The organism is Sphingobacterium lactis, from assembly GCF_051951495.1.
In the GTDB taxonomy this organism is placed as follows: Bacteria; Bacteroidota; Bacteroidia; order Sphingobacteriales; family Sphingobacteriaceae; genus Sphingobacterium; species Sphingobacterium lactis_A.
Window position 1 is genome coordinate 260,312 of sequence record NZ_JBNHAS010000003.1, and the last position, 26,973, is coordinate 287,284.

A 26,973-nucleotide genomic window follows, 5' to 3' on the forward strand; every position below is an offset into this window, starting at 1 on the left:
CCCAATTATGAAAGATAGGTTATTGATATTGAAAGTTATCGCTATTTTAACATTTGGAACATTGTTTTCATGTGAAGCTAATAAATATGTCCTTATTAATGGAGGACGTCAATTTTTTCTTAAAAATAATTCTGAGTGTAAGTTGGAGATAAAATCTCATTTTATAAGAGAAGCGTTCCTCATATTTGAATTGAGTCCTAAAGGATGTGACCTTGAAATAAGCAATGTTGATGAATGGATTGAAAATTTAATCAAAGTAAATGGATTGCCCCCGGGAGCAATCAAGTTAAGTAAAAAGGTAGATATTTCTAATCGTAAAGTTTTAATTTCAAACGGGCAGACTTTAAGATTTGATCTTGTAAAGGAATCTAAGACATGGAATGATGGAAAAATGGACTTTATTTTCCCAAAAAACAGTAATATTCTCGGAAGTGGAAAGCCTTTTTTTAGAGAAACGAGGGCTTTGTCATTAGAAGTTGGCAAAATGAGATTTATTTTTTAATTCCTATCTGATGATTTCAAGCTGTACTTTGGATGGCTTCCAAAGGTTAAAAATACTTACATTTCAAATTACCAAAACGATCATGAAACGTTTTATAATTGTGTTTATGCTATTCTATAGCATGAATATCTATGGGCAGGTTCAAGAATTTAAAGATATTCCAAAGGATATTTTGGAGAAGCTCGATTCATTGGGAAGCGATGGTTCTCTGTTGCTTAATCCAAATGAGAGTGCCTATTTCAATGTATTATTTGAAAGCCTCAAACGAGGTTTTGATTTTACCAACAAAAAAATCGCTTTTTTTAGCGGGAGCAACGGTGCAAATTTAAGCGACAAGTTCAACTATTTTAAAGATGAAAAAGATAGATATAAACGCAATCTGACCATAACCTACAGTTCATTGAAAATCTTTAATACCGAACAAAAAAGAGATCTGGTGGATATGATGCTGTAATTATATCTTGGAGTAAGCTATCAGTGCCGATAGATAAAATTGTTGATAGGCTGAGGAGGGAAATTAAGGTGACAAAACCTAATGCCGATTCATCGTCCAAAAAAGGAGGGATATAATTTTTGGCAATCGTACTAGTTATAAACCTTATTTTCACAAACCCAAATGCACCAAAGGAGACAAAGAGAAAATTCCACTGGATATCTTTCCTTTCCATTCATAGAAGTAGGCTTGCCCCCTTTTGATAATTACCTTCTTGCTCCTTGGCATCCTTTCCTTGTCCAAAGGTTGTATGACAGTGATTTCGAAATGGTTGGCGTGGGGATTATTGACTTCAATTTCGATAACTTTCTCAAAACCGTACGAATATATCCCTAACTTGGAAACTTCCTGCCCCGGAAAGCTAAATATTTTCGTTGAATCGATAACCACCTGCTTTCTTATTCTCGGAGAAAACATGCAATGTCTATTGTGTGGAGAATGGACTATGTTCCGGTAGTTTTTTCTTTTGTTGATATATATGGAAAGTAATTCAAAATTGAACGGAGATATGCTGACCCTCTTATTTTTCTCATAAGTTTCCAAATAATAGCTGATCTTCAGTGAAATAGAATCATTATTTTTTTTGACCGATTTTTCCAGTACAGTTATTTTGGGTAATCTCTTTTCCAGATGTGGGTTTAAAACTACTGTATCTCCCTGTAATTTCCAAAAACCGCTGCTGGTAAAGGTTTCAAAAGTATAAGGAAAAATAGGATCGGCTTCAATAAGCTCAAATGTGCTGTCAGGTTTTAGGGTCAGGCGGGTAGAATAATCTCCATACGTACCATAAAAAGGTTTGGAAGTTTTCTGAGCAAATACGGAGAATATCAGCGAAAAATAAAGAAGAGCTGAAAAAAACACCTTTATCATAATCTATTTTTACTTTGGTTTGTTATGGATATGATACAAATATATCACAAAATATTCACTGGATTTACTCTCCCTTCCCCTGAAACGAAAAAGCTATTTATACAAGTGATTTAGAGAACAATTAAGCGTGTCGAAAACGAAAGAAATCCCACTCCCATTGTTCCCTCTTATTTTTTTCTCAGGCTGTTGATGAATTCACCATTCTTTAATTCGATATCACATAGAGTTTTTATATAATCAAAAACTGTCCTTTCATTTTCGGCCTCATAGGCTCTAAGTTCTGCCGAACCTATGGAATTGAACAGTTTGTAATATCGCACGGCAGTATCTATTTTCAGCGGTTCCCCTTGCAATATCCTACAAAGTATTTTGACCCGCTGTTCGTAGCCGAGCTTTTCGTTCCAAATGGCATCGTCCAAAAAACCGAGCTTGTAAAGGTAGTACATGCGCAGCTTATTGTTTTTTATGGATTCGGTTGCCTCATCCTTGTCACTGTCCACAAACTTTGAGAGTTGCTCCCTGAGCTCACTATTGTCTTTTTTGACCGATTGGACTGTCTCCCAGTCTTCTCCGCTTTTCTTCTTTAGTTCACTAACTTCTGCTCTGGAACCTGAAAGAAGGGTAGATAGCTCTAGGTTCGTTTTTTCCATTTCCGAAATCTGGCGCTCAAGTTCCTTGATCTTCCTTTCCCTGGAATTTCGGGGGTTGTCCAATATTTTATTCAGACACTGGATCAGATAGGATCTCGTATCTGCCGGTCTGAAATCTATAAAGTAAGTTTCCCGAATGTCCTCCTCATCCTGAATGATATCGAAGATGATTCCCTTTGCGCTCATTTCCTTAAGCATCTCCCGGTAACGACCAAATTTTTCTATATCGATCTTTACTCCAAGCTTCTTGGCTCCCTTCTCCGGTTCGGACGCTTCCAAATGATCAAGAATGGGTGTGAGCTGCTCAGTGATCTCCTTTTCGTTCTGCTCGAACGTACTTCCATTTATCAGGTTATCTACCATGCCCTGGAACGTACCGTCATGGATTCCCGAGAAAAAATCCATCCATGCCGTGGAGAAGTATTTTTTTGTCGATATATCATCCCATGACTTACCATTCTTGCTCTGGATAAAGACTCTTGGAAACCACAGTATATCCTCGAGGTTCGATAAAAATTGCTGAAATTCTTTCATGTCCATATCGATCTATTTTTTGTTATTCTTTTCCAATGCCATCCTTTCAGTAACCGTGTCCAATATGAATTGTGCATTTTCTTCAGGGGTCATACGGATATATTTAAAGAAGTTGGCCTCTGTTGTATGTCCCGTGATCTTCATGATGGTCTGGGCCGGAAGCCTGTAATGCTTGTACATGTTTGTAGCAAAAGATCTCCTCGCCGTATGTGTACCCATTGCATCATGGAAAGGGATCGTTATTTTGACCCTTTTACCGCCGTCGGGAACCGATATTGTCACGGGATGTGCAAGCCCGGCCATTTTTCCGATGGTCTTGATATAGTCGTTCAACTTCTGGTTGCTGATCGGTTTTGGGTAGCGGTAGGTTCCATCTTCCTCACGGTACCTTTCCAATATTTCACGGGCGGCGGGCAATATCGGTATGGCGACAAAGACTCCCGTCTTTTCCGTTTCGATATGGATGAAGTTTCCTACGACCCGGGCCTTTTCCTGCAGAACAGAATAGTCCTGGAAGCGGAGTCCGGTCCATCCGCCCTGTAGGTAAAGGTCCCGGGCATTGATCAGGCCGGGATGTCCGGTAAGATCAACCGCAGCGATTGCCTCCAGCTGTTTGATATCATTGTAGACCGCATCGGTATCCTCCTCAACCTTGATAAAGCCCTTTGACCGATAGATATCCGAACCGTGGAGTTTCTCTTCTTCGGATTCCCGCATGAACAGTTTGATGTGCTTGATGACCTTGCCGAAATAGTTCAGCGAGAAACGGGAGTCCTCAAACATATAGCTCCGGATATCGTGATAGAAATCCATGGTGATATCCTCAAAGTGGAGTCTCTTTTTTTTACGTGTTTTGATATAGTCCTTAAGAAGTTCAAGTGTTCCCTCATATGATAGTATTGTATTCTCACGGTAGGGAAGTCCCTTTCTTGGTCCCTTGATGATCAATCGCTTTCCCTCACGGCTCAGTCTGATCTGCTTTTCGAAATAGGAAAGCAATGACAGGTCAGCTTTTTCCTCCTCTGGCCTATTTTCTCCGTTTCCATTGATCACATTTATGACCTGCTGTTTGAATGACTCCTTGTTGGGATAGGATCTAAAGTTGGAAACATGTTCCCTGTAACTGGTTTCGACGACCGACCTGACAAAGGAGACCCGCTCGGAAATGGCCTTGGCTTCCTGATGGTCAAGCCCTTTCAGCCCACCTACAGGCTTCTCTTTCTCGGGGTTCCATTTGGACGGAAGGATCTTGCCGCCTGTTGGGATCTTGACCACGGGCTTGCCGTTGAATTCTACGAAACAGGTGATCGGTGTAGCTTTGGTGGAACCGGCCTCCCTTAGCCTGAAACTGATCCCACATTCTATCTTGACTGTCTTTACCATGCTGATCGTGGTTTATAACGGTTAAACAATACGACAAGGTACCAAATAAAGTGCTCAAAAGGAAGTTTTCAGGGGTTCTTGCCGGGGTTCTTTTTGGTGAATTTTAGAGAATCACAGAGAATCGTAAAAAACAAAAACCGCATTTAAATATAATTAAACGCGGTTTTTGAATCTCATTGGCCCTCTTTGGAGCCTCTCGGTAGCCCGTAGGGGAACCGAACCCTTTGAACATCTTTTTCTTTATCAGCACTTTACAAACCGTTTATTTGCCGACTCACCGAATAACTCACTGGTTTGACATACGTTTTAGCTGCAATTGCTATATGAATTAAATATAAAGAATCTATATGGTTAAAACAAACTAGATTGGTATTGAAAATTCGTGCGCAGGTCCATTTATTTGAAATTTACCGATTCTGTTTTCAATGGAGAACAAAATTTCCTCATTAAAATATCCGAAGGGTTATCGGAATAAAAACTTGTCGATTCCTATTTCAAGACAACTGCCCGGAAGGAAGACAACGTGTGGGATGCCCAATGGATTCATCAAAGGGAGTTTTATACCAGAAGGCCATAAGCTGGAATTTCGCCTGTACAATCGCAGGATTGCGTACTGCAAAAGGAACCTGTAATGCGCAGACAAATCTATAGACTTTCTTCTCCACCGTTGCAACTTACGTTTGAACAACTATTTATACGATTCTGGCGGGAAATCCATGATTAAGGTTCTCTGCTCGTTAAGGTACGAGAGACACTTTCCCGCGAATGAATTTAAATTGACCCTACAATTATGGCCACAATGGAAAGCAGGTCTTCTATGCCAAACGGTTTAGCAAGGAACACATCCGCTCCAGCCTCCAACGCGGTTTGCTGTCCGTCTTTATTAGCAGACATACATAATATAAAGGTATTTTGAAGTTGGCCGTGATCGCGAATATTTCTGATCAATTGTTGTCCAGTCAACGTTGGCATCGAAAGATCGACAATCAAAAAATTTATACTTTCATTCAATAATCGCCGTATCACATTCGGACTGTGACTTTCTGTCGAGATTTCAGCGTTTACATTTTCCTGAAGGATCGCCTCCAATGTATTGAGTATGACAATTGGGTCATCATAAATTAATATCTTATTTAGTGCCATTTGAAATCTGGATGAATAGTTTTGCGAATAACATTCTCCTTAACAATAATATGCTTTAAGAAGATAGTGTGGTAATTTCTAAAAAAAACGGAGCAAATTTTCTTTGCCCCGCTATATCCTCGATGGTAATATTTTTCGTCAGGGATTTATCGTGCTACACGGACATTTGTCGCATTAAGGCCTTTTTGACCTTGCTCGACATTGTAAGTTACGCTATCGTTTTCACGGATGTTGCTCATGAGTCCTGTCGTGTGGACAAAAATATCAGCACCGCCATTTGTGGGTGTGATAAAACCGAAACCTTTAGTTTCGTTAAAGAATTTTACTGTTCCTTCTTGCATTGTATTATTGTTTTATTGATAAATTATTCGATTATTGTGCTATCGGCACCTGAAAGCCGATCAGTTTTTGGATTTTTGCCAGCATCGGTCTCTCATCTTCACTACAGAATGAAACGGCTTTCCCTTCATTTCCCGCCCGTCCGGTACGTCCTATACGGTGTACGTATGTCTCGGAATCTGCTGGGAGATCGTAGTTGATGACCTGCGGAAGCTCTTTAATGTCAATTCCCCTAGATGCAATATCTGTGGCTATAAGTACATTGATCTTCCCATTCTTAAAGGATAGAAGGGCGTTTTCCCGGGCGTTCTGCGACTTGTTGCCGTGTACACATGCTGTCTGTACCCCGCTTCTTCCGAGTGACTTTGCCAGCCGATCTGCACCATGCTTGGTGCGCATAAATATAAGTGTCTGTATGTTTTTTTCATCAAGCAACATCTTGGTCAACCGTTTTGTCTTCTGGTTCTTGTCTATAAAGAATACAGACTGACTTACCTTTTCAGATGTCGAAGATATGGGAGAAACAGTGACCTCAACAGGTTGATCCAAAATTTCTCCGGCAAATTTTCGTATTGCACTGGGCATGGTTGCTGAAAACAGCAACGTCTGCTTTTGGGCAGGAATGCGTTTCAATATTTTTTTGATATCGTTGACAAAGCCCATATTGAGCATATTGTCTGCTTCGTCAAGAACCAACCGCCGGACTGAACTGAGGTCTACATGACCCTGGTTGACTAAGTCCAACAAGCGTCCGGGAGTGGCCACAAGTATATCCACACCTTTTTGCAAACGGGATACCTGTTTAGACTGGGAAACACCTCCATAAATGACCGTATGTTCGATGGGTAGATATTTACCGTAATCTGCTAAACTCTGGTCTATCTGCAAAGCTAACTCCCGTGTCGGCACCACTATCAATGCGCGCGGCTTTTTGCCGGTATATTGTTCAGTAGCTAATAAATGTAGAAGTGGTATTGCGAAAGCCCCGGTCTTTCCGGTTCCTGTCTGTGCACAACCTATTATATCCTTACCTTCAATAATATAAGGAATAGATTGCTTCTGTATGGCGGTAGGTGCAGTATGTCCTAATCCGTTGATAGCTTTTAAAAGCGGAGCTATGAGCCCGATGTTTTTGAAATCCATTGTTTTCTGTTGACTGTTTTTCTTATTTCTATCGTTGATCAATTGGAAATAAGATTATACCTATTATAAGACAAGGCGTTGCTTACACATGCAGTAAGGCAATTTTCGTTTTGTTAACAGAAATATATGGGAGACTTAAAAATCGGAACCTAAATGTCGCGTAGCAGATTAATGCTATATATTATTGATAACTTTAAAATGGAGACTGAATAAACTGAACTGAAAGTGAGGCTATAACCAGACTGGCCAGAAAAATCGTAGGCAGAGCCTTGTGTTGGGGTCAAAACTACAACTATATTTCCATATATGCAAATTTAATATAACCCCCTAGGGAATGTACTGTCTGTGAAAGATAATACGATCTACCTTGACATGGCATGAATCACTTTGACATGGGATCGGAATGCGCTCCAGAAAGAACTGAACTCCGTGTACTGTATGCCATATTCCCTGCATGTCTCCTGTACGATACGGTTTAGAGCGGGATAATGCACATGGCTTACCTTTGGAAAAAGATGGTGTTCTACCTGAAAATTCAATCCTCCCAACAACCATGTCAGTATTTTACTTCCTGTAGCAAAGTTGGCCGTGGACTGGATTTGGTGGACCATCCATTCCTCCTCAACACGGGACTCCTCTATGGTCTTAAACTCGGTGCCTGCGACCACGTGTGCGAGTTGAAAAACAGTGGCAAGGCTCATGCCGCACACAGCTCCGGCAATCAACAGACCTACTAAAGTCGGCACCAATCCGACACTCCATATCGGGATTATCACGAATAAACAGAAATGCAACACTTTACTGATCCAAAAAATGACTTTTTCCTTTACGGGGAAGTGAAACTTGTCGGAGGTTAGCCCCATTCTGCCCCTTACGTATTTTTCATAATCCTGAAAGAAAATCCATGCCAGATAGGACACGCCGTATAATATAGGGAAGTAGAAGCGTTGGTAACGATGGTGTTTCTTTAATTCCTGATCGTGATGGATGCGCATAAACTTGATTTCGATATCATGATCCTCTCCATCGATATTCGTGTAGGTATGATGGGCGATGTTATGTTTTATTTTCCAGAAATATATGTTGCCCCCCAAAAGGTTGAGCGAATAAGATAGTACGCTGTTTACACCCTTATTGTCAGAAAACGAATTGTGTCCGGCATCGTGCATGATGTTGAAGCCGATAGCGGCGAGGTTTGCGCCAAAAAGTATACATAACAGGACGCTGATAGACCAGTGTATGGGCACGAAGACCAATACGACATATAAGATTACGAATGTCGCTAACAGGATAGTTGCTTTCAGAAAAAGCTTTCTGTTGCCTGTTTTTTTCTGTGAGGTACTTTTGAAGTATTCGGATGTTTTTTGTTTTAGGGATTTAGAGAACAATGTATTTACATTATTGAATTTAATGGTAGGGTTCATTGATTTAAACGGGAGGGGATATTGTATTATTTACTGATTACTAACTTATATTTTTTTTTCTACAGACGAGCTGTTTCTGCTAAGATAGAAATTTTCTATTTTTAGAACAAAAAGCAGCAAAAAATAATGCAACTACCAAGTTATCCCCCCCCGGTACAGCCGTTTAGATATACATTCATGATCATAAAAGCTTTTACCATCTGTACGTTACAGCATTGAGATTCATCCCTGCACCCACAGAAGCAAACATGACTAGGTCCCCCTCAGAGAGCTGGAATGGATCTATCTGACCGTTTGATACCTGATGTAACAGAGTCGGAATGGTAGCCACCGAACTGTTGCCCATGGTCGATATATTCATAGGCATTATATTTGTCGGCAGACGGTCTATGCCGTATAATTCAAAGAATCTTTTGACAATCGCCTCATCCATCTTTTCGTTTACTTGGTGTATAAGGATCATCTTTAGGTCTTCGATTTTCTCTCCGCTACTGTCCAGACATTCTTTCATAGCCTGAGGGACATGCTTTAGTGCATATTCGTAAACTTTACGGCCTTTCATCTTGATAAAGCGCGGATCTGTCACATCGCCAGTATTGGAGCCAGCAGAATAGATGTATTGCAGTTCATCTGAACTGTCAGAGCGGACGGCCGTACCTATTATACCGTTTTTGCCGGATGTGTCGCGCTTCATGATACATGCGCCTGCACCGTCAGAAAATATCATACTGTCCCTATCCGTGAGGTCCAGTACTCTCGATAAGGTCTCACATCCTACGATAAGACAAGTATCCGCTACTCCTACTTTTATAGCTTGATCTGCATGTATAACACCCTGTAGCCATCCCGGACATCCGAATATGATATCGTAAGGGATACACTTCGTATTTCCAATCGCTAGTTTATGCTTGATACGGGATGCAAGCGATGGCACCATATCACGCGGCGCTCCGTTGTATTTCATATCACCGTAATTGTGGGCGACAATTATCATATCTATGGATTCCCGGTCTATTCCTGCGTTAGCAATGGCCTGCTGTGCAGCTAAAGCACCCATGTCGGACGCTGTCATTCCCTCAGGCACATACCTCCTACGCTCTATGCCGGTGATCATACTAAATTTTTGTATTATTGTCTCTGTAGGCTGTTCGATTGCTTTCTGATCTGTACCAAAAAATGAACGGACAGTAAACAATTCATTTGGAACGTCTATAGTAGGTATATATGCTCCGGTAGCGATAATTTTTGATGCTGACATTTTATTTTCGACTCTTTAATTGAAGTGATAGAGGAAGACAACGTCTCCCACATACGCTGGTTTAGCATAGCCTTTAATTGCGAGCTTCGCCTGAATTACAGCTTTTACAGTTCCCCTCAGGTTCGTAATTGATTTCACTGTGGCCTGTAGCTGAACTTCGCTGTCGACCGGTACGGCCTGTCCAAACTTGAATTGCTCTATCCCATAATTGATCTCCATTTTTACGTTCCGCACATCTGCGATCTGCTTCCACAAATAGGGTATCAAGGACAGCGTTAGATAACCATGAGCTATGGTAGATTTAAAAGGGCCTTCACTTTCAACCCTTTCCTTATCAACATGTATCCATTGATGATCCAATGTTGCTTCAGCAAATCTGTTGATTTGCTCTTGGTCTATCTTATGCCAGTTGGAAATCCCTAAAATCTTCCCTTCATGGGATTTATATTCTTCAAAATTGTTGATGATTACCATGTGTCTGTATAATATTAATAGATATTGCCAATTTTATACACAAGTTTAAAAAAAGAAGGTGTAATCAGCAAATTTCGAGTTCTACCAAATTTATTTTTTTATCACTATCAAACGGATAAACACACAAATGAGTAATATTCCTTCATAAAACATTGTTTTTCAATATGTTTTTATAAGAATACAAAAACTCACCTCTCTGTTTTTCAGAACAATTCTGTCTGTATCCAAGGTGGTTTTCTTCGTTTTTTCTGTTTCGTGTAAGTTCTCCTGCTGTTCTGTACCATCCAAAATATTTCCAGATGGCTGATTAAATGAATCCTGATGAGTGCCGCAATGGTAGAAAATGCCTTTTTGCTCTTTGATTTTACACGTAGAACTTGCAACAGTAGCTGTGCAATCAGGGTACACCAAATTTGGGTTTTGATGCCGTTTTCTGTTTCGGAATAAAAATAATGTAACTGGAAGTTTTGGTTGAGTTTTTTGAACAATAGTTCAATGTTCCAACGAAGTTTGTACAAAAAAGCGACTTCTTCCCGGCTGATTTCAAAATTATTGGTGATAAACTCAAAAATCCGCCCTTTATCATCCCTGTAGTTTACTTTTCTGAGGCATAAAGTCTTTTGCTTATTGTCTTCTTTGTAAATGAGATGAACGTGCTCTTCCAGCAAAACACCGGATTCTCCGTCTTGCAACTCTTGTCTGAAGAGTTCTTCCTCTACTTGATATACCGCATTTTTCTTCAATCTGCACACAAAATTGACTTGTTGCTCCGTCCAATGGGCAAATTGTAGGTAATGATTGTAAGCTCTGTCAAAAACAATCATGCTGTGGGCTGCCAGATTCAAATACTGAAGAAAATTTTTGTCGTGCAGTTTAGCTTCGCTGATTTTCACAAATTCAGGCGTATCGCTGTGGGCATCTGTCATCATGTGTACTTTCAGTCCGCCTTTTTTCTTTCCTTCGTTCTTGGGGTTTCTGCCTACTCCTTTCATAATGTCTGAAAACAAGCGTATGGTACTGGAATCGAAGATGAAAAGCTTGGCAAAAGAAACATTATCAATATGGCTGACCGACAAAACGGACTTGAAATGTTCCAATAACATAAAATAGACATCCTTGAAAAATTCATTGTCCCTGCCCCGAAGCCCATCGCCTGCCGTGCTCTTGGCGGGAGATTTTTCCATTCCCAAATAATTGAGTTTCCCTGCCAAACCTTGCATCCCATCGCATATTTCACCCATAGAATCGCATCGGCTGAATATGCCGAAAAGCATCGTCATCAAATGCGTCCACGAATCAAATGTTTTATAATATCGGTCTGATTGATGCTTGTTAACCAATAAATCAAACTTGTTGCGGGGGATAAATTGCAATATTTGTTTGAAAATTGGCTGACCGACTAAATTCTTTTCTGTATTTTTATGGCTCATATTTTTAGTGTGTAGTAAAACTAAAGTATGAAAAAAGGAGCTACCTGAACAGATGGCTCCTTATATTTTTTTGTCGGTTAGTAGTGATTAAATTTTATTATTAATGTATCCCATTGTAGCATTGGTATTGCTACTGATGCTTGCGGGATTGCCGATAACCACAGAATGATCAGGAATATCGAAATTCACATAAGCGTTCGGTGCGATCAGAACATTGTTGCCAATTGATATTTTTCCCACCAACACCGCGTTTGGACCAATCCACACTTCGTCACCAATCACAGGAACGCCCTCATTTTTTCCACGGTTGGCTTGGGCAATCGATACGCCTTGTGCGATGTTGCAGTTTTTTCCAATTTTCGCTTTTGGGTTGATCACCACGTTTCCCCAATGTCCCAAATAAAAACCCTCTCCAATTTGTGTTTCCGGATAGATTTGGAAGCCGTATTTAATTTGATGATGCCTTAAAACTAATCGCCAAAACATTCCTAATACAGAGTTTTTCCTGTAATGCTGGGTTTTCCGTAAGATATAGATAAAATGCAAGTTGGGATTGATGCATTTTGCCCAAATTTGCAAAGGAGACAGCCAATTTCCGCTTTCCCTATAAAAATCCTTCTGGATACTAGTGTGATTACTTTGCATAAGACAAAATTAAAGATTATCGATGATTTTTTGAATGTGTTGCACAGATTTTTCGAGGGTAAATGGCATTTGGTAACCTTTCATATTTTCCAGGTATTTGTCGAAAGATTCGGGATTTTCAAGTGCTTTTTTCATTCCATCATAAATTCCCTGTTCGGAATTTTCTACAATAAGTCCTAATTTTCCGTTTTCCAGCATTTCGCTAACTCCCGAAACTTCGGTGGCGATAATTTTCTTTTTTAAAGTAATTGCTTCAAATAAAACCGTCGGAAAACCTTCATATCTCGAGCTCAGAACAAAGAAATCCGCATTCCGAAAGTGCGGATAAGGATTGTCGGTAAAGCCCGTCATATCTGCAGTATCGACCACACCAAGATCAGATTTCAGTTTTTTGATGTTTTCAAAATCATAACCATCACCAACAATTTTGAGTTGGTGATTAAATCCTTCTTCTAGAAGTTTTTGATGTACTTTCAACAATCTGTCGAAACCTTTCTGCGGAAAAACGGTTCCTACAGAGACGAAAACGGGTACTGCGTTCGATACTTCCTGCTTTTCTCTTCCGGCTTTTTGCAAAATTTCTTCAGTATCCAATGGATTATAAACGCGGACAATCCGGCTCTTTTCATCCTCATTCTTTGCGAGTGATTCAAAATCTTTCTGAATATGCTGGGAAATCACCATTATTTTATCAAAACCGAAAAACTTCCGGATTTCGTTGTCGGTGTAGTTGTGAAAATGAGTTTTGCGTAAATCATTATGAATCCAGACGATTTTTTTTGAATTCTTTAATGGCGAATTTAATATTTCATCGCGAAATCCGTGGATTGCAGCAATTTCGATGTCGTATTTTTTATTCTTTAAAATCGTGGAGTAGAGCAGTTTCGGAAACTTCTACAAAACAAACTGATACATCACGCGGAAAACTTTTACCGGAATATCCTGAAGCCGGTTGGTGGTAATCATCTCGCCTTTGTTCAGGTAAATAACATTAATCCAATCTGGGATTTCACTCAGATATTTTCCGGAATACAAATTCAGTAGAAGATCAATTTCGTATTTATCGTCCGGAAGTTTTTTAAGAAAAGTCGCCAAAACTTTTTCTGCGCCGCCATGACGCAGAGAACCGATTCGGACGAGGATTTTCTTTTTTTTCATGCTAAGGAAACCGTCTTTGCAAACTTAATTTTCATCAAATATACGTTTAGTCTTTTTTAAATTTTTATTTTTGCAGCAAATTTTAATGGAAATGGAAATTGATCTTGAAAGAATCACCGAGATGGAAAATGCCTTGAACCAAACCGACCAGTTGATCAAGGAAATGGAAAATCTATTGAAAAAATGGGAAGAGAACCTACCCAATTACCAAAAACTTTATAGTTATTACTACAGCGAAGAATGGAGCAAAGATTTCGAAGCGGCGAACGAAAATAGATTTCCAGTCGGTTTCCCGCACGGTGTTTTGAGTGAAGATGCGGCTTACAATACGTTGGGAGATTTCCGCGAACTGTCGCTAAGAATGTTGAAAATTGGCGTTAAGGGCGTGGAGTAGAATTTTTCACAGGTTTGTAGGTGTGCGGAAGATTTTTTTGGAGATAATCTTCGAGTGCTTTTCGGTTTTGTTCCAATTCTCGCGGATACATCACATTGTTCGTCAGCAATCGTTCGCCATATTCATCAATAGTACAAATGAATTTCGCGGGACTTCCAACATAAACCGAATTATCTGGAACAGAAGAACTTACTACGCTTAAAGAACCGATAATACAGTTGTTTCCTATGGAAACTCCCGGCATGATAACACTCATATTTTTAGTGTGTAGTAAAACTAAAATATGAAAAAAGGAGCTACCTGAATAGATGGCTCCTTATATTTTTTTGTCGGTTAGTAGTGTTTTTTTATAATATGTATAAACTTATTTCTGTACAACACTCATCTAAGTTTGGGGTGAACAACGCTGTATAAGTCCCTCGAATTCTTCTTGGCTAAGGTTTAAATTGTGGATATTCCTCTGAACCTGTTTTAATCGCTTCAATCTGAATTTTTCTCGGTCAGCACTTATTCTTTGAGACGAATATTCTTCAGTCCTCGTGATCATGTTCCATATTATGATCGCAATTTTCTAGCTGTTGCTGTCACAGCTGCTACACGCCCCTTTTTGAACGCTATTCTTTTAAAGAAGGGTAACAGATTATGATCCTTCTGCTTACCGATAGAATTTGCTACGCGTCTTAGCGCTATGGCGATAGTATTTTAACCTTTTCTATCCTTGCTGCTCAGTATACGCACACCGCTGACCTTATTGTTTGGCACTAACCTAAGCCATGATGCAGAACTTTTTGCCGTTGGAAATTTATAGATGTCATCGCCTAGGTTGGTCATCAGGCATAAAACCGTATTATTGCTTACTCCGCTAATGGCGAAGAGATCTGTACGAAAAAATTGGTAGGCCATTTTTGCGATATTAAAAGATGGTGCATTCTTTGTTTTTTTTTATTGTATCCTTTAAATCGCTTTTCCTCTTCTTTGGTTAATACTCTATTAGGGGTATATGAAATAAGAATTTTTCCAATCACATCATCGCACGCTTCAAGGGATTTGTTAAAATAACGGTAGAGATCCAAACATGCCTTAAGTTCGAACAATAATTCCGACCTCCATGTTCCTTCCAACGAATTTGCGACTTCCTCTCTGGTCTTTTTTATACGTATGTCAATTAAAGAAGATAGATACTTAAGGGCTCTTTTTCCAGTCAGTATCGCCTCGATAATATTCATATATGACCTCCCGGTAATATCCCGCAGCGCTATATCCAGTCTCACATTCATTAACCGAAGAGCTTTTTGCATTTTGAATGTATATCGCGCAATCTGTTCGATTAGATGTTGGCGATGGTTAAAGTAGGTTCTCAGTTCCTCCATAGTGTCATTGGGCAAACAGCTTACCGATAATAAACCCAACGAATGTAGCTTTCGAATCCAGATAGCATCGATAACGTCGGTATTCTTTCTTTTAACGTTCTTTGTCTGGTTTCCAGAAACTAAAATTACTTCGAATCCGCATCGCTGTAGAAAACTAAAAAGTGTCTGCCAATAGCTGCCGGTACTTTCTATTGCCACTGTAGTAATATTATGGCTATGAAGATAGTCGGTCATTTTATTATGATCTTTTGCATACACTCCAAAGGAGCATACATTGTCAATATTTTGATCTACAGCAACAACGTGCATAGTCGATCCAACATCAATACCTGCAGCTTTAGGATTGACGATCTGTAGGGAAATAGTGTTCTTTTCCATGATTTATTGATTAAGAAACTAAGGGAATATATTTTCTGATCAAAAATTTTCTGTACGGGATTCCACTGCGGATCACCAAATAATTCGTCAAATGCCTAATTATAGCACATAGGTTTATATATCCGAACCAGATTTCAGGAAGGGCTCAATTATAGCACCATTTAGATTTCCGGTTTCCACCAAAGTTTTAGAACCAATTTAGGAATTAGCAAGGTAAGTTGTCTTCTTTATTCGATTGAGAAATCGAAATATTGTGATTTTAGGACAAGTTAATAGAGCAAGCGGAAGTTGGGCAGAGCCCTACTTTGCTTGCCGTATGCGCTGCAAACGGGGTTTTGGGTATCCTCCGGGGATACCCTTATTGCCTGACGGCTTCAAGAAAGTCGTTTTTGGTATACTCTAAGGTATACCGCAAAGACTTTTACAGATATATAAATAAATCATGATATCAATATACATTTAGATGGATATATCATTATATCACGAAACCAGTTTTACAACTTTTTATTAAATTTGGGTTATGTCGTCAAAATATTTTAAATACCGCAGAGCATTTCAATTTAAGGCTCATCCTTACGATCTAGGGGTACTTGTAGGTTTAAAAAAGGGCAGCGACGACAACCATTTCCTGTTGAAGGTATATGGGCTTGAACCCTCGTCCTTCGAAGACTACTACCTCTACCATCTGGAATATTATCTCGCCAAGGACGAAGGCAACAGCGAGAAGGAGTTCCTTGCGCATGTCTGGCAGCGTGTTGCAAGACGGATAGAACACTTTGAGAGACAGGATCCCTTTTCTTCCAGACATGCGCAGTATATGTCGAACATCGAAAAACTGCAGGAGTTTCAGGAATTCCTTTCACAGAGGGACAAATGGAACATCGCCCCCAGCGATGCCCTCCTTAAAGAAAAAGATGCAAAGATTGCCGAGCTGACTGCACAGATCGAAGCCTTGGAGAAAAAGCTGGAGAAGCTCAAAGTTTTTGAGGTGTCGGGCAAGGCCATGATACAGGACGATTTTCTATCCACCTTCATGGACCTGATCCACCAGATAAAGGAACTGTCCCTTCCAAACGGGAGGAAACTGGTAAGGAGCGATTACGACAGTCCCTATTACAAACTTGTCGCAAAGTATTTCACCCATAAGGGAAAAGCCATATCCATCGATACCGCGAGGAACTATTTCGTGAAGAAGGATCCCAGGGACGCAACAAAGGGCGTGAAGATCGAAGAGTATGAAAAACTCTTCAAGATCGTACCCAAAGACGAAGATTAACCCTCCTGTCCACTATCTGGACATGACCAGCCGACTCCGTTGGTCATCCAACCTGCCCAAATATCCCCCAATTTTGTCCCGTTGGCACCGTCCATATCGGTTGCCGCACTGGACAGAAATTAAATTGGGAAACTATGGAAATAGACATCGTAACGAAAGAAGACCTCCGCAGAATGAAGATGGAAATGATGGAGGAGATCAGGGAGATCCTGGGGGAAAAGGCAAAAAAGGAAAGCGACCGCCAGTGGCTCCGCAGTGCCGAGGTAAGAAAGATGCTCGGTATATCACCCGGAACATTACAGAACCTCCGTATCAACGGGACGTTACCTTATCAAAAGATCGGAGGCAGTATGTATTACCGCAGGGAGCATATCGAAAGGATGATGGAAGGGGGGAACGATAATGGATAGGCACATGGGGATGCCCGGATATCTTTTCAATAGATACTTTGAGGAAATAACCAGCGACGATAGGCTGCTCCCGTCACATATCGGTCTGGTCATGGCTCTGTTCTACTACCATGTTCCGGTCAGCCCCTTCGATTTCTTTCACACCAGCAGGAGCAGGCTGATGCGCTTTTCACGCATAAAGTCGATAACGACCTACCATAAATGCCTGTCCGAACTGGTAGAATACGGTTATCTGGAATACATCCCTTCGTGGCATCCGACCAATGCCAGCAGGTTCCGGTTTATATTCGGTCACAGAGAAAGGGGCAGCAATGACTAGGATCGATCCCAACAGTAAATCGGTACGTTTCCCCAAAGAGGTGGACGAGCGGCTTTCGCTTCTGGCACGTAAGCTGGGGCGTACAAAACGGGAAGTTGTCATGCAGATGGTGGACTATTTTTATAAGAGCAAAAAGGATCCTTCCGACCTGAATGATGAGGTGCTGAAAAAAGAACTCTCGAGCGGAATAAGCCGCATCCTTTCCTTTATCCGCAAGCAGGAGAACGACCTGCTCGTGCCTATATATTCCGCAGTGGACGAACTCGTGGCAACTACAAAACAGTACGGAGCATTCACCAAAGCTGTCGGTGAATCACAGCGGCGCAGTGAAAAATCACACGGCGATACGCAGGTGTATGTAAAACAGATGGGTGCGGTGCTGAAAAAAGTACTTTCGGACATTCCCGACCGGCAGTGTCTTAAAACGGACTTTCGAAGGATACTCGATCACTATATCGAGCAGCGGGAAAACCTCGGATGGCCGACCTCAGCGGCAAAGAAAGACGAACTTGCCCGGCAGGTCAGGCAGGCATTGGACAAACTCTAGAAACAGCAGCCCATGTATATCAATATTACGGCTTCGGAAACAGGTGGCAACAAGGGCAGCTGTTCGGCACTGGTAAATTATCTTGAGAAAGAAAATCGTATGGCAAAAAAGGCCGAAGAAAAAGAAAACTGGTTCAATGGAACCGGTCAGGATATCAAACGGCATACCGTGCGTATGGACATCGATGGCAACATTGCCAAACTCGGCAGAAACGACAGTAAGTTCTTTCTGGTCAATATCAGCCCGAGCCAAAAAGAGATAAGGCATCTTATCTCGCTTTATGGCAAGGAAGGTGCAAAGGAAAAGCTGAAAGAATTTGCCGTTAGCGTAATGGATAGGTATGCACAGAATTTCAACCGCCCGGGTATCGCGAGCAGCAGAGATCTTTTATGGTTCGGCAAACTGGAAAACTACCGTTACTACGGCCATAAAGATAAGGAAGTAAAGGACGGACAGAAACAGAGAGGAGAGCGCAAAGAAGGTGAGCAGATGCACGTGCAGGTGATCGTTAGCCGCAAGGACATAACAGACCGTATAAAGTTAAGTCCGCAGAACACTTCACGGGGAAGGAATACCGCCCATTCACGAAAAATGGGCCAGTTTGACCGAACGGCGTTCAAACAGTCCGGTGAGACTCTTTTTGATGAAATGTTCGGTTTTGAACGGGACCTAAAAGAAAGTATGGAATATGCCAATACCATGAAGAACGGTACGACAGAACAACGGGCAAAGATGTACTCCCGAGCGAAAGAGCAGGACACCCACAGGGAGCCGTATATCAACAACCAGCCCGACCATAGCTTGCAGGCTGCGGGCATCGAAGCCTTCGAACAGGTCGCGGGTATAGCTGGGGAGCTTACAAAAGCGGCAGCCGATATATTGGGGGGATTGCTTGATCCCGGCAATATCGCGAGTGAAGCGGAGAGTAGCGTAACGGATGAAGAGCGCAAACGCCGGCGAAAGAAAAAAGGACGGGGAAGATAGCGGTAATATGTAAAAGGCGTCGCTTTTCCCGGTCAATCCTGTTACATGCCCCCCGCTCATTTGCGGCTTGCGAAACCCCAACGCTCTAGGCCAGTGCTGTTCTCGCCTTGGGTATTTACGGTGAACCCTTAGTAGTGTATTTTGCTAACTTCTTTTCTGTTCTTTAAATAGTTCCTCTAGTCTCCACTAGCCAGTTTTTTATATTTTCTATTATGGCAAAAGTCTGTGGGGGGATATTCCCACGCTCCACATGGCTATCTATCCATTCGTAGATATGAGGATTGTCCATGAGTACTGAAAATTCAGCGACCAGATATGCTTTTACCCCATCATCACAAGTTTCCAGTTCTTTCCATAGCCCCTCCCGGTTTTCCAGTACAAAAACAATGTCCTCGAAATCATGGCTCAATCGGCCGTCTCCACCTCCTCGCCCTTTAAAGGCTTCTAACTTCGTCGCGAGAAAATAGGGTGTGGTCAGAATCCGGATTGTCTGGCCATCATCAAGTGTATAAAATTCGGCATGCTCGTACCCCTTCGGATACCATTTATTGTTAAATCCTATGGATGGATCGTCTGTAGGCATGATGTCAACGACAATACCTTTAATCTTAAACCGACAGATTACTCCCGATTCGACGTCATTTGAAAAACCTATTTCTCTCAGCCGTTCTTCCAGCTGTTGACGCTGTTTGTAATTAAGGATCTCGATAATGACATCAATATCGTCGGTCGGTCTGACTTCAAGAACCGGTCGGTCGGCATATAGGGATATTGTTGCTCCTCCCACGAAAACCACCTGATCGCGTAACTCCTGCAAGGCATTGTTCACAGCCTTGATCCGTACAATGTTAGTATGATTTGACATGGGATAATATTTCTTTTAATTCTTTTTCAGCAATGTTTTTCTCACGAAGCTTACCCACCCTTATCACATCCAGTAAAGCAAGCAGCCGATATAACTCATCGTCTCCCTGTGCCGCCTTGACCTGGTTAGCGTAGAAAGGTTCTATCGCCTGCCCTAATATACTGCCAGATGGGGAAGGCCAAACATAAGCCTGATCACTGCTGATAAATGTCTGTAAGAAAGGATGTGAATGTGCCGTTGGCAAACCTCTTGCCAATATTCCGGGCTGTACCGGAAATACATATTTCATTCCGTAGATAAGGAAATCTAACAGGTTCCCACGGTGAACTTTCCGTTTTCCAAAATCAATCAGACCAGCGTAAACACTTCTTTCTAACGATTCCGATACTTCTGAATTACTGATGTATAGAGAATTTGCTAAATCTTTTAATTGCCAACTTTCATTGTACATTGTCAAGATCTTTATTAGGACAACGATATCCTGCGGTCTCATGCCGTTGTGTTTGCGTCTCATAACATAAAGGTAAAGCTTTATTTTGCAATTTGCAAATCGCAAAATACAAAATAAGAGATTGATAATTTGCTATTAAATAATATATAAAAGAGGTCTAAAAGTCCCCTCCGCATTCACAATCTTCGATGTAATCCGGTTTATAAAAATTCATAAACACCCTAATATCGGATAAGCTCCGTTCAAAATCAAAGTCTAAAATATCGTTCATCAGCTTTTCTTCTATTGAAAAACCTATATTGGACTTTGTATGGATTATATTATCTCGCAATTCTTTAAGTTTCCATATCATGTCAGGTATATTCCCCATCCTCTTCCTCAAGAGAGCAGGTAAAACATTATTAATTTTCTCCTTAAAGCCCAACCAACGCTGTATATTCTCTTTATCATACACTTCTACACCGGTGCTTTTTTTTCTTTCGTAAGTTTTGTCATCTGGTAAGATTGCGTTCATAAACGACTCCAAAGATGTGAAGGCTAAAATAATGCAACTAACGGAAATACCGAAGTAGCTATACAGTTCCTTGCTAACATCTTCATCCTCAAGATCTATTGAGTTTAATTTTTCGCCTAAATTACTCTTTAAAGATTCTCTCTTTTTGCCATACAGATACGCCATATTATAATAAATCAGAGTCAGATCTGGAATAGGTAAATCAAGCAGTACTTCTTCGCCATTTACCCGTAGTTTTTCAGAGAAAGCTCTAATAAATTTGCCATTAAGGGAGGCTATAAATCTAACTCCGTTTACGATTTTGCTCTTATCGAATCCGTCGCTAGGAGAAAATTCATATAGATACTTCTTTTTTATATGCTTCATAACGTTTAGCTTAAATTACAATACGTTCACCCAAGACACATAATAAATTATGTGGATATAATTGTGAGATTAAATATACTCTTAAAAAAGACGAATGATTTTGCTTTTTCAGCCAGTTGGTATACAAAGAAAACGAGACAAACTCAATTTCTGCTAGATACAATCTATTTCTTTCCTTTTAGCTTTGCTTCTAATTCTTTTATGTACTTGGATTGAGTTTCGATAATTAAGTCGTTCTTGGCAATAACTATTTCGGCGTGTTCAAGTTTTTGTTGTAGTTCCCTAAATTCTTCTTTCCGGAATGATTCTAGAGGTTCTTTTTCATAATAATATTGGAGAAAATTCTTTTCAGAAAATTGAGATAGCTTAAATAACCGGCTTATTAAAATATCATCTTTGGTTAACAATTTTTCAAAGGCAGATTCAGATAAACCAATAGACTCTCCTGCATCTTTGTTCGAAATACCTTTATATCTTAAAAATTTCTGAATGTGTTTTCCGATCGTTTCTTCCATACTACAAAGTAGCTGAGGAAATTGTAAGTTTACATTATGTAAAACCCCCAAATAAAGGCTATGAAACTCCTAAATTTGGAGGTTAAAAATATTTTCTATATATTTGGATCGTTGAACTAGTATAAATTATTATAGAAATGCTATTATTTAAATAACTGATAATTAGTCAATGCTAGATTAATTTCTAGGTGGTAGCAATATTTAATGCATCCGACTCTCCCCAGCCAAAATTAGGAAATAGGATGCAGCGAGTGGCGCTCCTATTGTCGTGCAATTATATTTATCAATATATTTGGGATCGCGGCATAGGTAGCTCACTCGTCTTTCCGAACCTGGCTGGGGAGGGGGCGAGTAGAGGACTATGCCGTTTTTCTTTTCTCCTCGCTTTATTTTGATTGAAATAGAGCAAATATGAATCTAAAAAAACAACATCTTAAAAATCTTATCGTGCCGCCAACTTAGAATCGGTATGGCCATATTATGGCTTTCACCTACCTAACAGGATGGGCGCCCAATTCTATAGGTCTTTTTTTTAAAGAACAAGTTTATGAATGTTATAAACCTATTTACAAATGAAGCTATTTTACAGCTACATAGGGCGTCTGCATGCCTGTACAATATACCTCGCACCCCTACATAAACGTATTTTCAAGCCTGCCGGTAAAGGGCATAGACTGGTAATACTCGGCAGGCACCTTTTATTGACAATTTTTTGTTTCGTATTGTTTAGTGCAACCCAAGCACAGTCCCAACTGTATCTTGGGACTGATGCTGGGCTAAAAGATATTACACCTTTACAAACTGGCGACACCATTCCAGATGAACTTTGGCACATGCCATTGCAAGTTGTGAACCATCCTGACGGTAAGGATACGATAACACTAAATGATTATCGGGACAAGAAGCTTATTATCTTGGATTTTTGGGCGACGTGGTGCGCTCCATGTATAAAAGAGCTACCCCACCTTTTAGCGTTAGAAGATAGCATCAATTGCAAGGTTATCCCTTTGTCTGATGAACCCAAAATTAAAATTGAAAATTTCTTAGCAAATAACCTTGCTTTCCAAAAGTCCAAATTTTACATATACAAAAGAGGAAGTACTATTGATAAAAGCTTTGAAAGAAACAGTATTCCGCATACGGTAATAATCTACCAGGGAAAGGTAAAATCCTTTACGCTCCCACATCTGGTATCTACGAAAAATCTAGGGGATATGGTCGCTGGAATCTCAGCAACATTGATCCCAAAGATTGAACTTAGGCATAGTAAAGAAGATCTATTGGCTCTCGCCTCCCTCGACACTAGCAGAAAAAAGTCTGCTGGTTTTTCGATTTTTCTACAAGGTATGGACGGAATAGTCCCCGGCGTCCTCTGGGAACCAGAATCTCCAACCGGAGGGTCCAGACTCCAAATTGCCAACTACCCTTTAATATCTATTATCGCATTGGCAACGGGACAGGGCAAAATATTTTTAAGAAATCCAAATAAAGTCCTTGTTGAAGGCATGCATGAGATCCGTCAAATTGAAACAGCCGAATGGGATTTATTAAAAACCGTAAAGCTCAGCTACGAAAGCGATTATCCACAAATACGAACTTATTCCGACGTTATTTCAGACCTGAAAAAAGACTTGTCTTCCTATAGGAATATAGACTGTCGTATCGAAAAAGTTCCTTCTAAAGTAGTAAGGTTCGTTAAAGATCGGGAAACCGCACAGCCCGACACAGAATTTCGATATAGCATCAGAGAAATCGCCTTTGTACTGAACCAGATTCCCGGTCGCCTTTCGGTGGTATTTCAAGAACATCAGTCTGAGGAACTCGTACATCTCCCTGAGGAACTCAGTAAAACGGCTCCCGGAATGCTAGAGGAATCACTCCTTGAACAAGGATGGTCAAAAAAAATAGAGGACATATGTGAAGAACAATTGGTGGTATCCTTAAACGGAATAATATAATGGAAAAGATAACAGTATTTCTCATATTGTCCTTTTGGTCAGCATTGGGACTCTGCCAGTCAAGATTGATAGAGGGAGAGGTTCTCGACAGCCTATCACGGAGCCCGCTTCCGGGAGTTACCCTAAACTATGGACAATTGAGTACCAAAACAGATGGAAGAGGGAAGTTCAGTTTTGAAAGCAAAGCTGGTATGAAACAGATTATATTCAATCATATAGGTTATCAAACGATAACAAGAGATATTTCCGAAGATAATTCGGTAATCCTTCTATCGCGTTCGGAACTGGAGCTTGAAGAGATAGTTGTTTCGACAGGTTACCAAACATTTGACAAAAGCACCAGTACAGGCTCTTATGTAAGTGTCTCCGGGGAACAGATTGCGAATTTGCCCCAGGAGGATTTTTTAAGCCGGATGGACGGCTTTTCCAGCGGCCTTTTGCTCAACAGACCCGCTAACGGGAATGAACAGAACAATATGTTTACCGTACGGGGATTGAGTACATTAGGTGGCGTCTCTATGAGCCGTCCACTGATCGTCCTTGACGGCTTTCCATATGAGGGCGATCTGAATGCGATCAATCCCAATGATATCGAGAATATCTCTATATTAAAGGATGCATCTGCCTCCGCCATATGGGGAGTGCGCGCAGGGAATGGCGTTGTGGTGGTCACAACGAAAGCAGGAAGCCGGAGAAGCAAACTCAAAGTTGAAGTTAATACGCTTACCACATTGACGGAACAGCCCCGGATTAAGTCAGTCCCCAGAATAAGCAGCAGTGATTATATCGAACTAGAGAAATTCCTCTACGAAAATGGTAGATATACCACATTTCTCAACAATACCACCAACAGACCTGCTATTACCCCGGTCGTTGAACTGCTGTACCAACATGGGCAGGGGAATATTACCGATAACGATCTAGAGACGGAACTTGGCAGGCTGGAGCAAGTTGATATCTACGATCAATTGACCGACCATGTCTATAGAAACATGGTAAAGCAGCAGACATCAGCAAACATATCATGGGGTGGCGATATCGCTTCCAATTATTTTAGCCTTGGATACGATAGGAACAGTACCGTGCTCCGTCAGAACGGGACCGAGCGGATAAGCCTCAGAAACCAATTTGAAATAAACCCGACCCCTAAACTGAACCTCTCGGTAGCCATGCAGATGGCACAGATGAAAACAGCCAATAATAATCAGGGAATGGATATGTTAAATTCGAATATCTCGATGTACCCGTATATGGAACTACTGGATTCGGACGGCAATTATGGCACTATACCTTACCAATACCGTAAAGCTTTTCTAGATACCTTATATACAGACCACCTGCTTGATTGGTCTTTTCGCCCCCTTCAGGAAATCGATGCTGCAGACAATACCTCCCGCAATACCGAAGTGTTGGTAACCAGTGATATTTCCTATAGATTATGGCAAGGTGTGAAAGTTTCGGCCAGATACCAATACGGGCGGCAGGAGAACAAACAGCAGGGTATATATGACCAGAAGACCTTTTACGCAAGAGATCTGATCAACCGATTCTCTCAGATAGAGAATGGAGAGGTAACCTATATTATCCCAAATGCGGGTATAAGAGATGGACGTAACACGCTGAGCGAAAATCATTCCCTGCGTCTCCAGTTAGATGTTGACCAACGGATAGGAGACTTCGCCCAACTGAGAATGATACTCGGCAACGAAAGCCGGGCAATAAAGAGTGACGGGGAGAACTTTCGGACATATGGATATGAGCGCGAGTTCAATAACCTGCCCGCACTCGATTATATATCGGTCTTTCCGATCATCGCCGGCCTATCCGGGGCAAGCAGAATTCCGTTTTCAGATGCGCTGTACGGGACACGGACAAGATTCCTTTCCTTTTATCTCAATACAGACCTAACTTTCATTGACCGGTACAGCGTTAGCTTTAGTGCCCGCCGGGATGCCTCTAACCTTTTCGGCGTCCGTACTTCCCAGAGATGGAACCCGCTATGGTCTGTGGGAGGAGCATGGTCCATACATAGGGAGGATTGGGATTTTCTGGACAGATTTCAGAGCCTGCGGTTGAGAATGACCTATGGGAGAAGCGGAAATATCAATCCCGATCTGACGGGACGTACCGTTATTGCTTACAATAGTATCAGGAGCACCCTTAACAGGCTACAGTATGCGCGGGTCAGAAATCCCCCGGATGAAAATCTTCGGTGGGAAACAGTATCTACGGCAAATATCGGATTGGATATCGGATTTAAAAACTCACCCCTATCAATCTCTCTGGAAGGCTACATAAAGGAAAGCAGCGACCTGTTTGCACTGGTATCTTCCGACCCAACGATAGGATTCAGCAGTTTAACAAAAAACAGTGCCAAGATGCAGAACAAGGGACTGGAGATAACCATCAATGGAGACTACAGGATAGCGGATGTTTTTATGAGGTCTAGCATCAACCACACTTTCAACTCGTCAAAAATCAGATCCTACTATTATGTAAGGAGCCGTGATTCTGACGTTCTGGGAGGCACTACATCATTGATACCTGTAGAAAATTTTCCGGCCTATAGTGTATTTGCCTACAGATGGGCAGGACTGAACGCTGAAAATGGTAGCCCGCAGGGTTTCCTGAACGGTGAGCTTTCGACAGATTATAGTGCTATCCGCCAGCAGAGCGAGCTGGATGAACTGAAATATATGGGTACGGCCGTGCCCCGGTCCTTTGGCGGGTTCACCCAAGATCTTAGATGGAAATCTTTTGACGTATCACTGTTATTGACGTGGCGCCTCGGACATGTTCTCAGACGGCCTGTTATGAATTATTCGTCCATGGTCAACGGGGGCAGTATCCTGCACGGTGAATATTATGAACGTTGGCAACAGGCTGGTGATGAAAACCGGACAGATGTCCCTGCGTTTATCTATCCCGCAAATTCCGCGAGTGACCTATTTTATCAGAACGCAGAAATAAACGTTGAGAAGGGGGACGTACTGAGGCTCCAGCACGTAAGGCTTGGGTACAGCCCGTTTCCAAACGGTAAATGGAGCGGGTTGAAGGTCACGGCCGTGGTAAACAATATCGGGGTACTCTGGAAGGCAAGCGATAGGATTACCGATCCCGATTATTCGCTCATGCCGCCATCCCGCTCCTATAGTGTTGGTATCAATTGGAAATTATAAT

At 41.2% G+C, this 26,973-nt stretch carries 29 protein-coding genes; 9 read left to right on the plus strand and 20 right to left on the minus strand.

Annotated elements, in window-relative coordinates; genetic code table 11:
- Positions 1 to 7: 7 nt before the first annotated feature.
- Both ACP6L2_RS13125 and ACP6L2_RS13130 read left to right on the plus strand, forming a co-directional pair.
- Positions 8 to 502 carry a hypothetical protein gene (locus ACP6L2_RS13125; RefSeq protein WP_260039920.1) on the plus strand — a complete coding sequence of 165 codons (495 nt, stop codon included), beginning with the start codon at positions 8 to 10 and terminating at the stop codon, positions 500 to 502.
- An 82-nt stretch (positions 503 to 584) separates the two neighbouring features.
- The gene (locus tag ACP6L2_RS13130; protein WP_260039921.1) at positions 585 to 956 is read left to right on the plus strand and encodes a hypothetical protein; all 372 of its coding nucleotides are present in this window, start codon (positions 585 to 587) and stop codon (positions 954 to 956) included.
- A 150-nt stretch (positions 957 to 1,106) separates the two neighbouring features.
- Here ACP6L2_RS13130 and ACP6L2_RS13135 read toward each other — a convergent pair whose 3' ends face one another.
- The 13 genes from ACP6L2_RS13135 to ACP6L2_RS13195 form a co-directional block, all read right to left on the minus strand.
- Positions 1,107 to 1,856, minus strand: coding sequence for a hypothetical protein (locus tag ACP6L2_RS13135; RefSeq protein ID WP_440509809.1), 750 nt, complete (start codon positions 1,854 to 1,856; stop codon positions 1,107 to 1,109).
- Between the two features lie 176 nt (positions 1,857 to 2,032).
- Complete coding sequence (locus ACP6L2_RS13140) at positions 2,033 to 3,055, minus strand: hypothetical protein (protein WP_260039924.1); 1,023 nt, start codon at positions 3,053 to 3,055, stop codon at positions 2,033 to 2,035.
- A 6-nt stretch (positions 3,056 to 3,061) separates the two neighbouring features.
- On the minus strand, positions 3,062 to 4,432 hold the full coding sequence (locus ACP6L2_RS13145; RefSeq protein WP_260039925.1) for a site-specific integrase: 1,371 nt from the start codon (positions 4,430 to 4,432) through the stop codon (positions 3,062 to 3,064).
- A 771-nt stretch (positions 4,433 to 5,203) separates the two neighbouring features.
- The gene (locus tag ACP6L2_RS13150; RefSeq protein ID WP_440509810.1) at positions 5,204 to 5,575 is read right to left on the minus strand and encodes a response regulator; all 372 of its coding nucleotides are present in this window, start codon (positions 5,573 to 5,575) and stop codon (positions 5,204 to 5,206) included.
- A gap of 146 nt (positions 5,576 to 5,721) precedes the next feature.
- Positions 5,722 to 5,916, minus strand: coding sequence for a cold-shock protein (locus ACP6L2_RS13155; RefSeq protein ID WP_260045108.1), 195 nt, complete (start codon positions 5,914 to 5,916; stop codon positions 5,722 to 5,724).
- A gap of 31 nt (positions 5,917 to 5,947) precedes the next feature.
- Complete coding sequence (locus ACP6L2_RS13160) at positions 5,948 to 7,057, minus strand: DEAD/DEAH box helicase (protein WP_440509811.1); 1,110 nt, start codon at positions 7,055 to 7,057, stop codon at positions 5,948 to 5,950.
- A 362-nt stretch (positions 7,058 to 7,419) separates the two neighbouring features.
- A complete protein-coding gene (locus ACP6L2_RS13165; protein WP_440509812.1) occupies positions 7,420 to 8,481 on the minus strand; it encodes a fatty acid desaturase family protein in 1,062 nt (353 codons plus the stop codon).
- 193 nt (positions 8,482 to 8,674) lie between these two features.
- On the minus strand, positions 8,675 to 9,739 hold the full coding sequence (locus ACP6L2_RS13170) for a 3-oxoacyl-ACP synthase III family protein (protein ID WP_440509813.1): 1,065 nt from the start codon (positions 9,737 to 9,739) through the stop codon (positions 8,675 to 8,677).
- A gap of 15 nt (positions 9,740 to 9,754) precedes the next feature.
- The gene (locus ACP6L2_RS13175) at positions 9,755 to 10,213 is read right to left on the minus strand and encodes a MaoC family dehydratase (protein WP_440509814.1); all 459 of its coding nucleotides are present in this window, start codon (positions 10,211 to 10,213) and stop codon (positions 9,755 to 9,757) included.
- Between the two features lie 203 nt (positions 10,214 to 10,416).
- Positions 10,417 to 11,643: an IS4 family transposase gene (locus tag ACP6L2_RS13180; protein ID WP_440509815.1), complete on the minus strand. Its 1,227-nt coding sequence runs from the start codon at positions 11,641 to 11,643 to the stop codon at positions 10,417 to 10,419.
- A gap of 87 nt (positions 11,644 to 11,730) precedes the next feature.
- Complete coding sequence (locus tag ACP6L2_RS13185; protein ID WP_139423757.1) at positions 11,731 to 12,288, minus strand: serine acetyltransferase; 558 nt, start codon at positions 12,286 to 12,288, stop codon at positions 11,731 to 11,733.
- Between the two features lie 9 nt (positions 12,289 to 12,297).
- A complete protein-coding gene (locus ACP6L2_RS13190) occupies positions 12,298 to 12,972 on the minus strand; it encodes a glycosyltransferase (RefSeq protein WP_440509816.1) in 675 nt (224 codons plus the stop codon).
- A gap of 210 nt (positions 12,973 to 13,182) precedes the next feature.
- Complete coding sequence (locus ACP6L2_RS13195; protein ID WP_440509817.1) at positions 13,183 to 13,446, minus strand: hypothetical protein; 264 nt, start codon at positions 13,444 to 13,446, stop codon at positions 13,183 to 13,185.
- 85 nt (positions 13,447 to 13,531) lie between these two features.
- Between ACP6L2_RS13195 and ACP6L2_RS13200 the strand changes: the two genes are divergently transcribed.
- Positions 13,532 to 13,840 carry a DUF4298 domain-containing protein gene (locus ACP6L2_RS13200; protein ID WP_440509818.1) on the plus strand — a complete coding sequence of 103 codons (309 nt, stop codon included), beginning with the start codon at positions 13,532 to 13,534 and terminating at the stop codon, positions 13,838 to 13,840.
- On the opposite strand, the gene ACP6L2_RS13205 is transcribed toward ACP6L2_RS13200, so the two are convergent.
- From ACP6L2_RS13205 to ACP6L2_RS13215, 3 genes are all read right to left on the minus strand, one after another.
- Positions 13,824 to 14,096, minus strand: coding sequence for a hypothetical protein (locus ACP6L2_RS13205; RefSeq protein WP_076784035.1), 273 nt, complete (start codon positions 14,094 to 14,096; stop codon positions 13,824 to 13,826). The two genes, ACP6L2_RS13200 and ACP6L2_RS13205, sit on opposite strands and share 17 nt — an antisense overlap.
- Positions 14,097 to 14,542: 446 nt before the next feature.
- Positions 14,543 to 14,743 carry a transposase gene (locus ACP6L2_RS13210; protein ID WP_440509819.1) on the minus strand — a complete coding sequence of 67 codons (201 nt, stop codon included), beginning with the start codon at positions 14,741 to 14,743 and terminating at the stop codon, positions 14,543 to 14,545.
- Positions 14,695 to 15,588 carry an IS110 family transposase gene (locus ACP6L2_RS13215; RefSeq protein WP_440509820.1) on the minus strand — a complete coding sequence of 298 codons (894 nt, stop codon included), beginning with the start codon at positions 15,586 to 15,588 and terminating at the stop codon, positions 14,695 to 14,697. Before ACP6L2_RS13215 ends, ACP6L2_RS13210 begins: the two co-directional genes overlap by 49 nt.
- Positions 15,589 to 16,108: 520 nt before the next feature.
- Between ACP6L2_RS13215 and ACP6L2_RS13220 the strand changes: the two genes are divergently transcribed.
- The 4 genes from ACP6L2_RS13220 (at position 16,109) to ACP6L2_RS13235 (ending at position 19,124) form a co-directional block, all read left to right on the plus strand.
- The gene (locus ACP6L2_RS13220) at positions 16,109 to 16,864 is read left to right on the plus strand and encodes a hypothetical protein (protein WP_440509821.1); all 756 of its coding nucleotides are present in this window, start codon (positions 16,109 to 16,111) and stop codon (positions 16,862 to 16,864) included.
- Positions 16,865 to 16,998: 134 nt separating this feature from the next.
- Positions 16,999 to 17,274: a helix-turn-helix domain-containing protein gene (locus ACP6L2_RS13225; protein ID WP_440509822.1), complete on the plus strand. Its 276-nt coding sequence runs from the start codon at positions 16,999 to 17,001 to the stop codon at positions 17,272 to 17,274.
- A 263-nt stretch (positions 17,275 to 17,537) separates the two neighbouring features.
- The gene (locus ACP6L2_RS13230) at positions 17,538 to 18,140 is read left to right on the plus strand and encodes a BfmA/BtgA family mobilization protein (protein WP_440509823.1); all 603 of its coding nucleotides are present in this window, start codon (positions 17,538 to 17,540) and stop codon (positions 18,138 to 18,140) included.
- A gap of 12 nt (positions 18,141 to 18,152) precedes the next feature.
- Positions 18,153 to 19,124, plus strand: coding sequence for a DUF5712 family protein (locus tag ACP6L2_RS13235; protein ID WP_440509824.1), 972 nt, complete (start codon positions 18,153 to 18,155; stop codon positions 19,122 to 19,124).
- A 163-nt stretch (positions 19,125 to 19,287) separates the two neighbouring features.
- Here the strand turns inward: ACP6L2_RS13235 and ACP6L2_RS13240 are convergent, their stop codons facing one another.
- The 4 genes from ACP6L2_RS13240 to ACP6L2_RS13255 form a co-directional block, all read right to left on the minus strand.
- Positions 19,288 to 19,989 carry a nucleotidyl transferase AbiEii/AbiGii toxin family protein gene (locus tag ACP6L2_RS13240; RefSeq protein WP_440509825.1) on the minus strand — a complete coding sequence of 234 codons (702 nt, stop codon included), beginning with the start codon at positions 19,987 to 19,989 and terminating at the stop codon, positions 19,288 to 19,290.
- On the minus strand, positions 19,973 to 20,503 hold the full coding sequence (locus ACP6L2_RS13245; protein ID WP_440509826.1) for a hypothetical protein: 531 nt from the start codon (positions 20,501 to 20,503) through the stop codon (positions 19,973 to 19,975). The genes ACP6L2_RS13240 and ACP6L2_RS13245 overlap by 17 nt, the downstream gene beginning before the upstream one ends.
- A 94-nt stretch (positions 20,504 to 20,597) precedes the next feature.
- On the minus strand, positions 20,598 to 21,320 hold the full coding sequence (locus ACP6L2_RS13250; protein WP_440509827.1) for a hypothetical protein: 723 nt from the start codon (positions 21,318 to 21,320) through the stop codon (positions 20,598 to 20,600).
- A 164-nt stretch (positions 21,321 to 21,484) separates the two neighbouring features.
- Positions 21,485 to 21,835 (minus strand): hypothetical protein, encoded by a 351-nt coding sequence (locus tag ACP6L2_RS13255; protein WP_440509828.1) that lies wholly within the window; start codon positions 21,833 to 21,835, stop codon positions 21,485 to 21,487.
- Between the two features lie 572 nt (positions 21,836 to 22,407).
- On the opposite strand from ACP6L2_RS13255, the gene ACP6L2_RS13260 reads away from it, so the two are divergent.
- Both ACP6L2_RS13260 and ACP6L2_RS13265 read left to right on the plus strand, forming a co-directional pair.
- The gene (locus tag ACP6L2_RS13260; protein WP_440509829.1) at positions 22,408 to 23,793 is read left to right on the plus strand and encodes a redoxin domain-containing protein; all 1,386 of its coding nucleotides are present in this window, start codon (positions 22,408 to 22,410) and stop codon (positions 23,791 to 23,793) included.
- Entirely contained in the window at positions 23,793 to 26,972 is a 3,180-nt protein-coding gene (locus tag ACP6L2_RS13265) for a SusC/RagA family TonB-linked outer membrane protein (RefSeq protein WP_440509830.1), read from the plus strand. Before ACP6L2_RS13260 ends, ACP6L2_RS13265 begins: the two co-directional genes overlap by 1 nt.
- The last annotated feature ends 1 nt before the right edge of the window (position 26,973 follow it).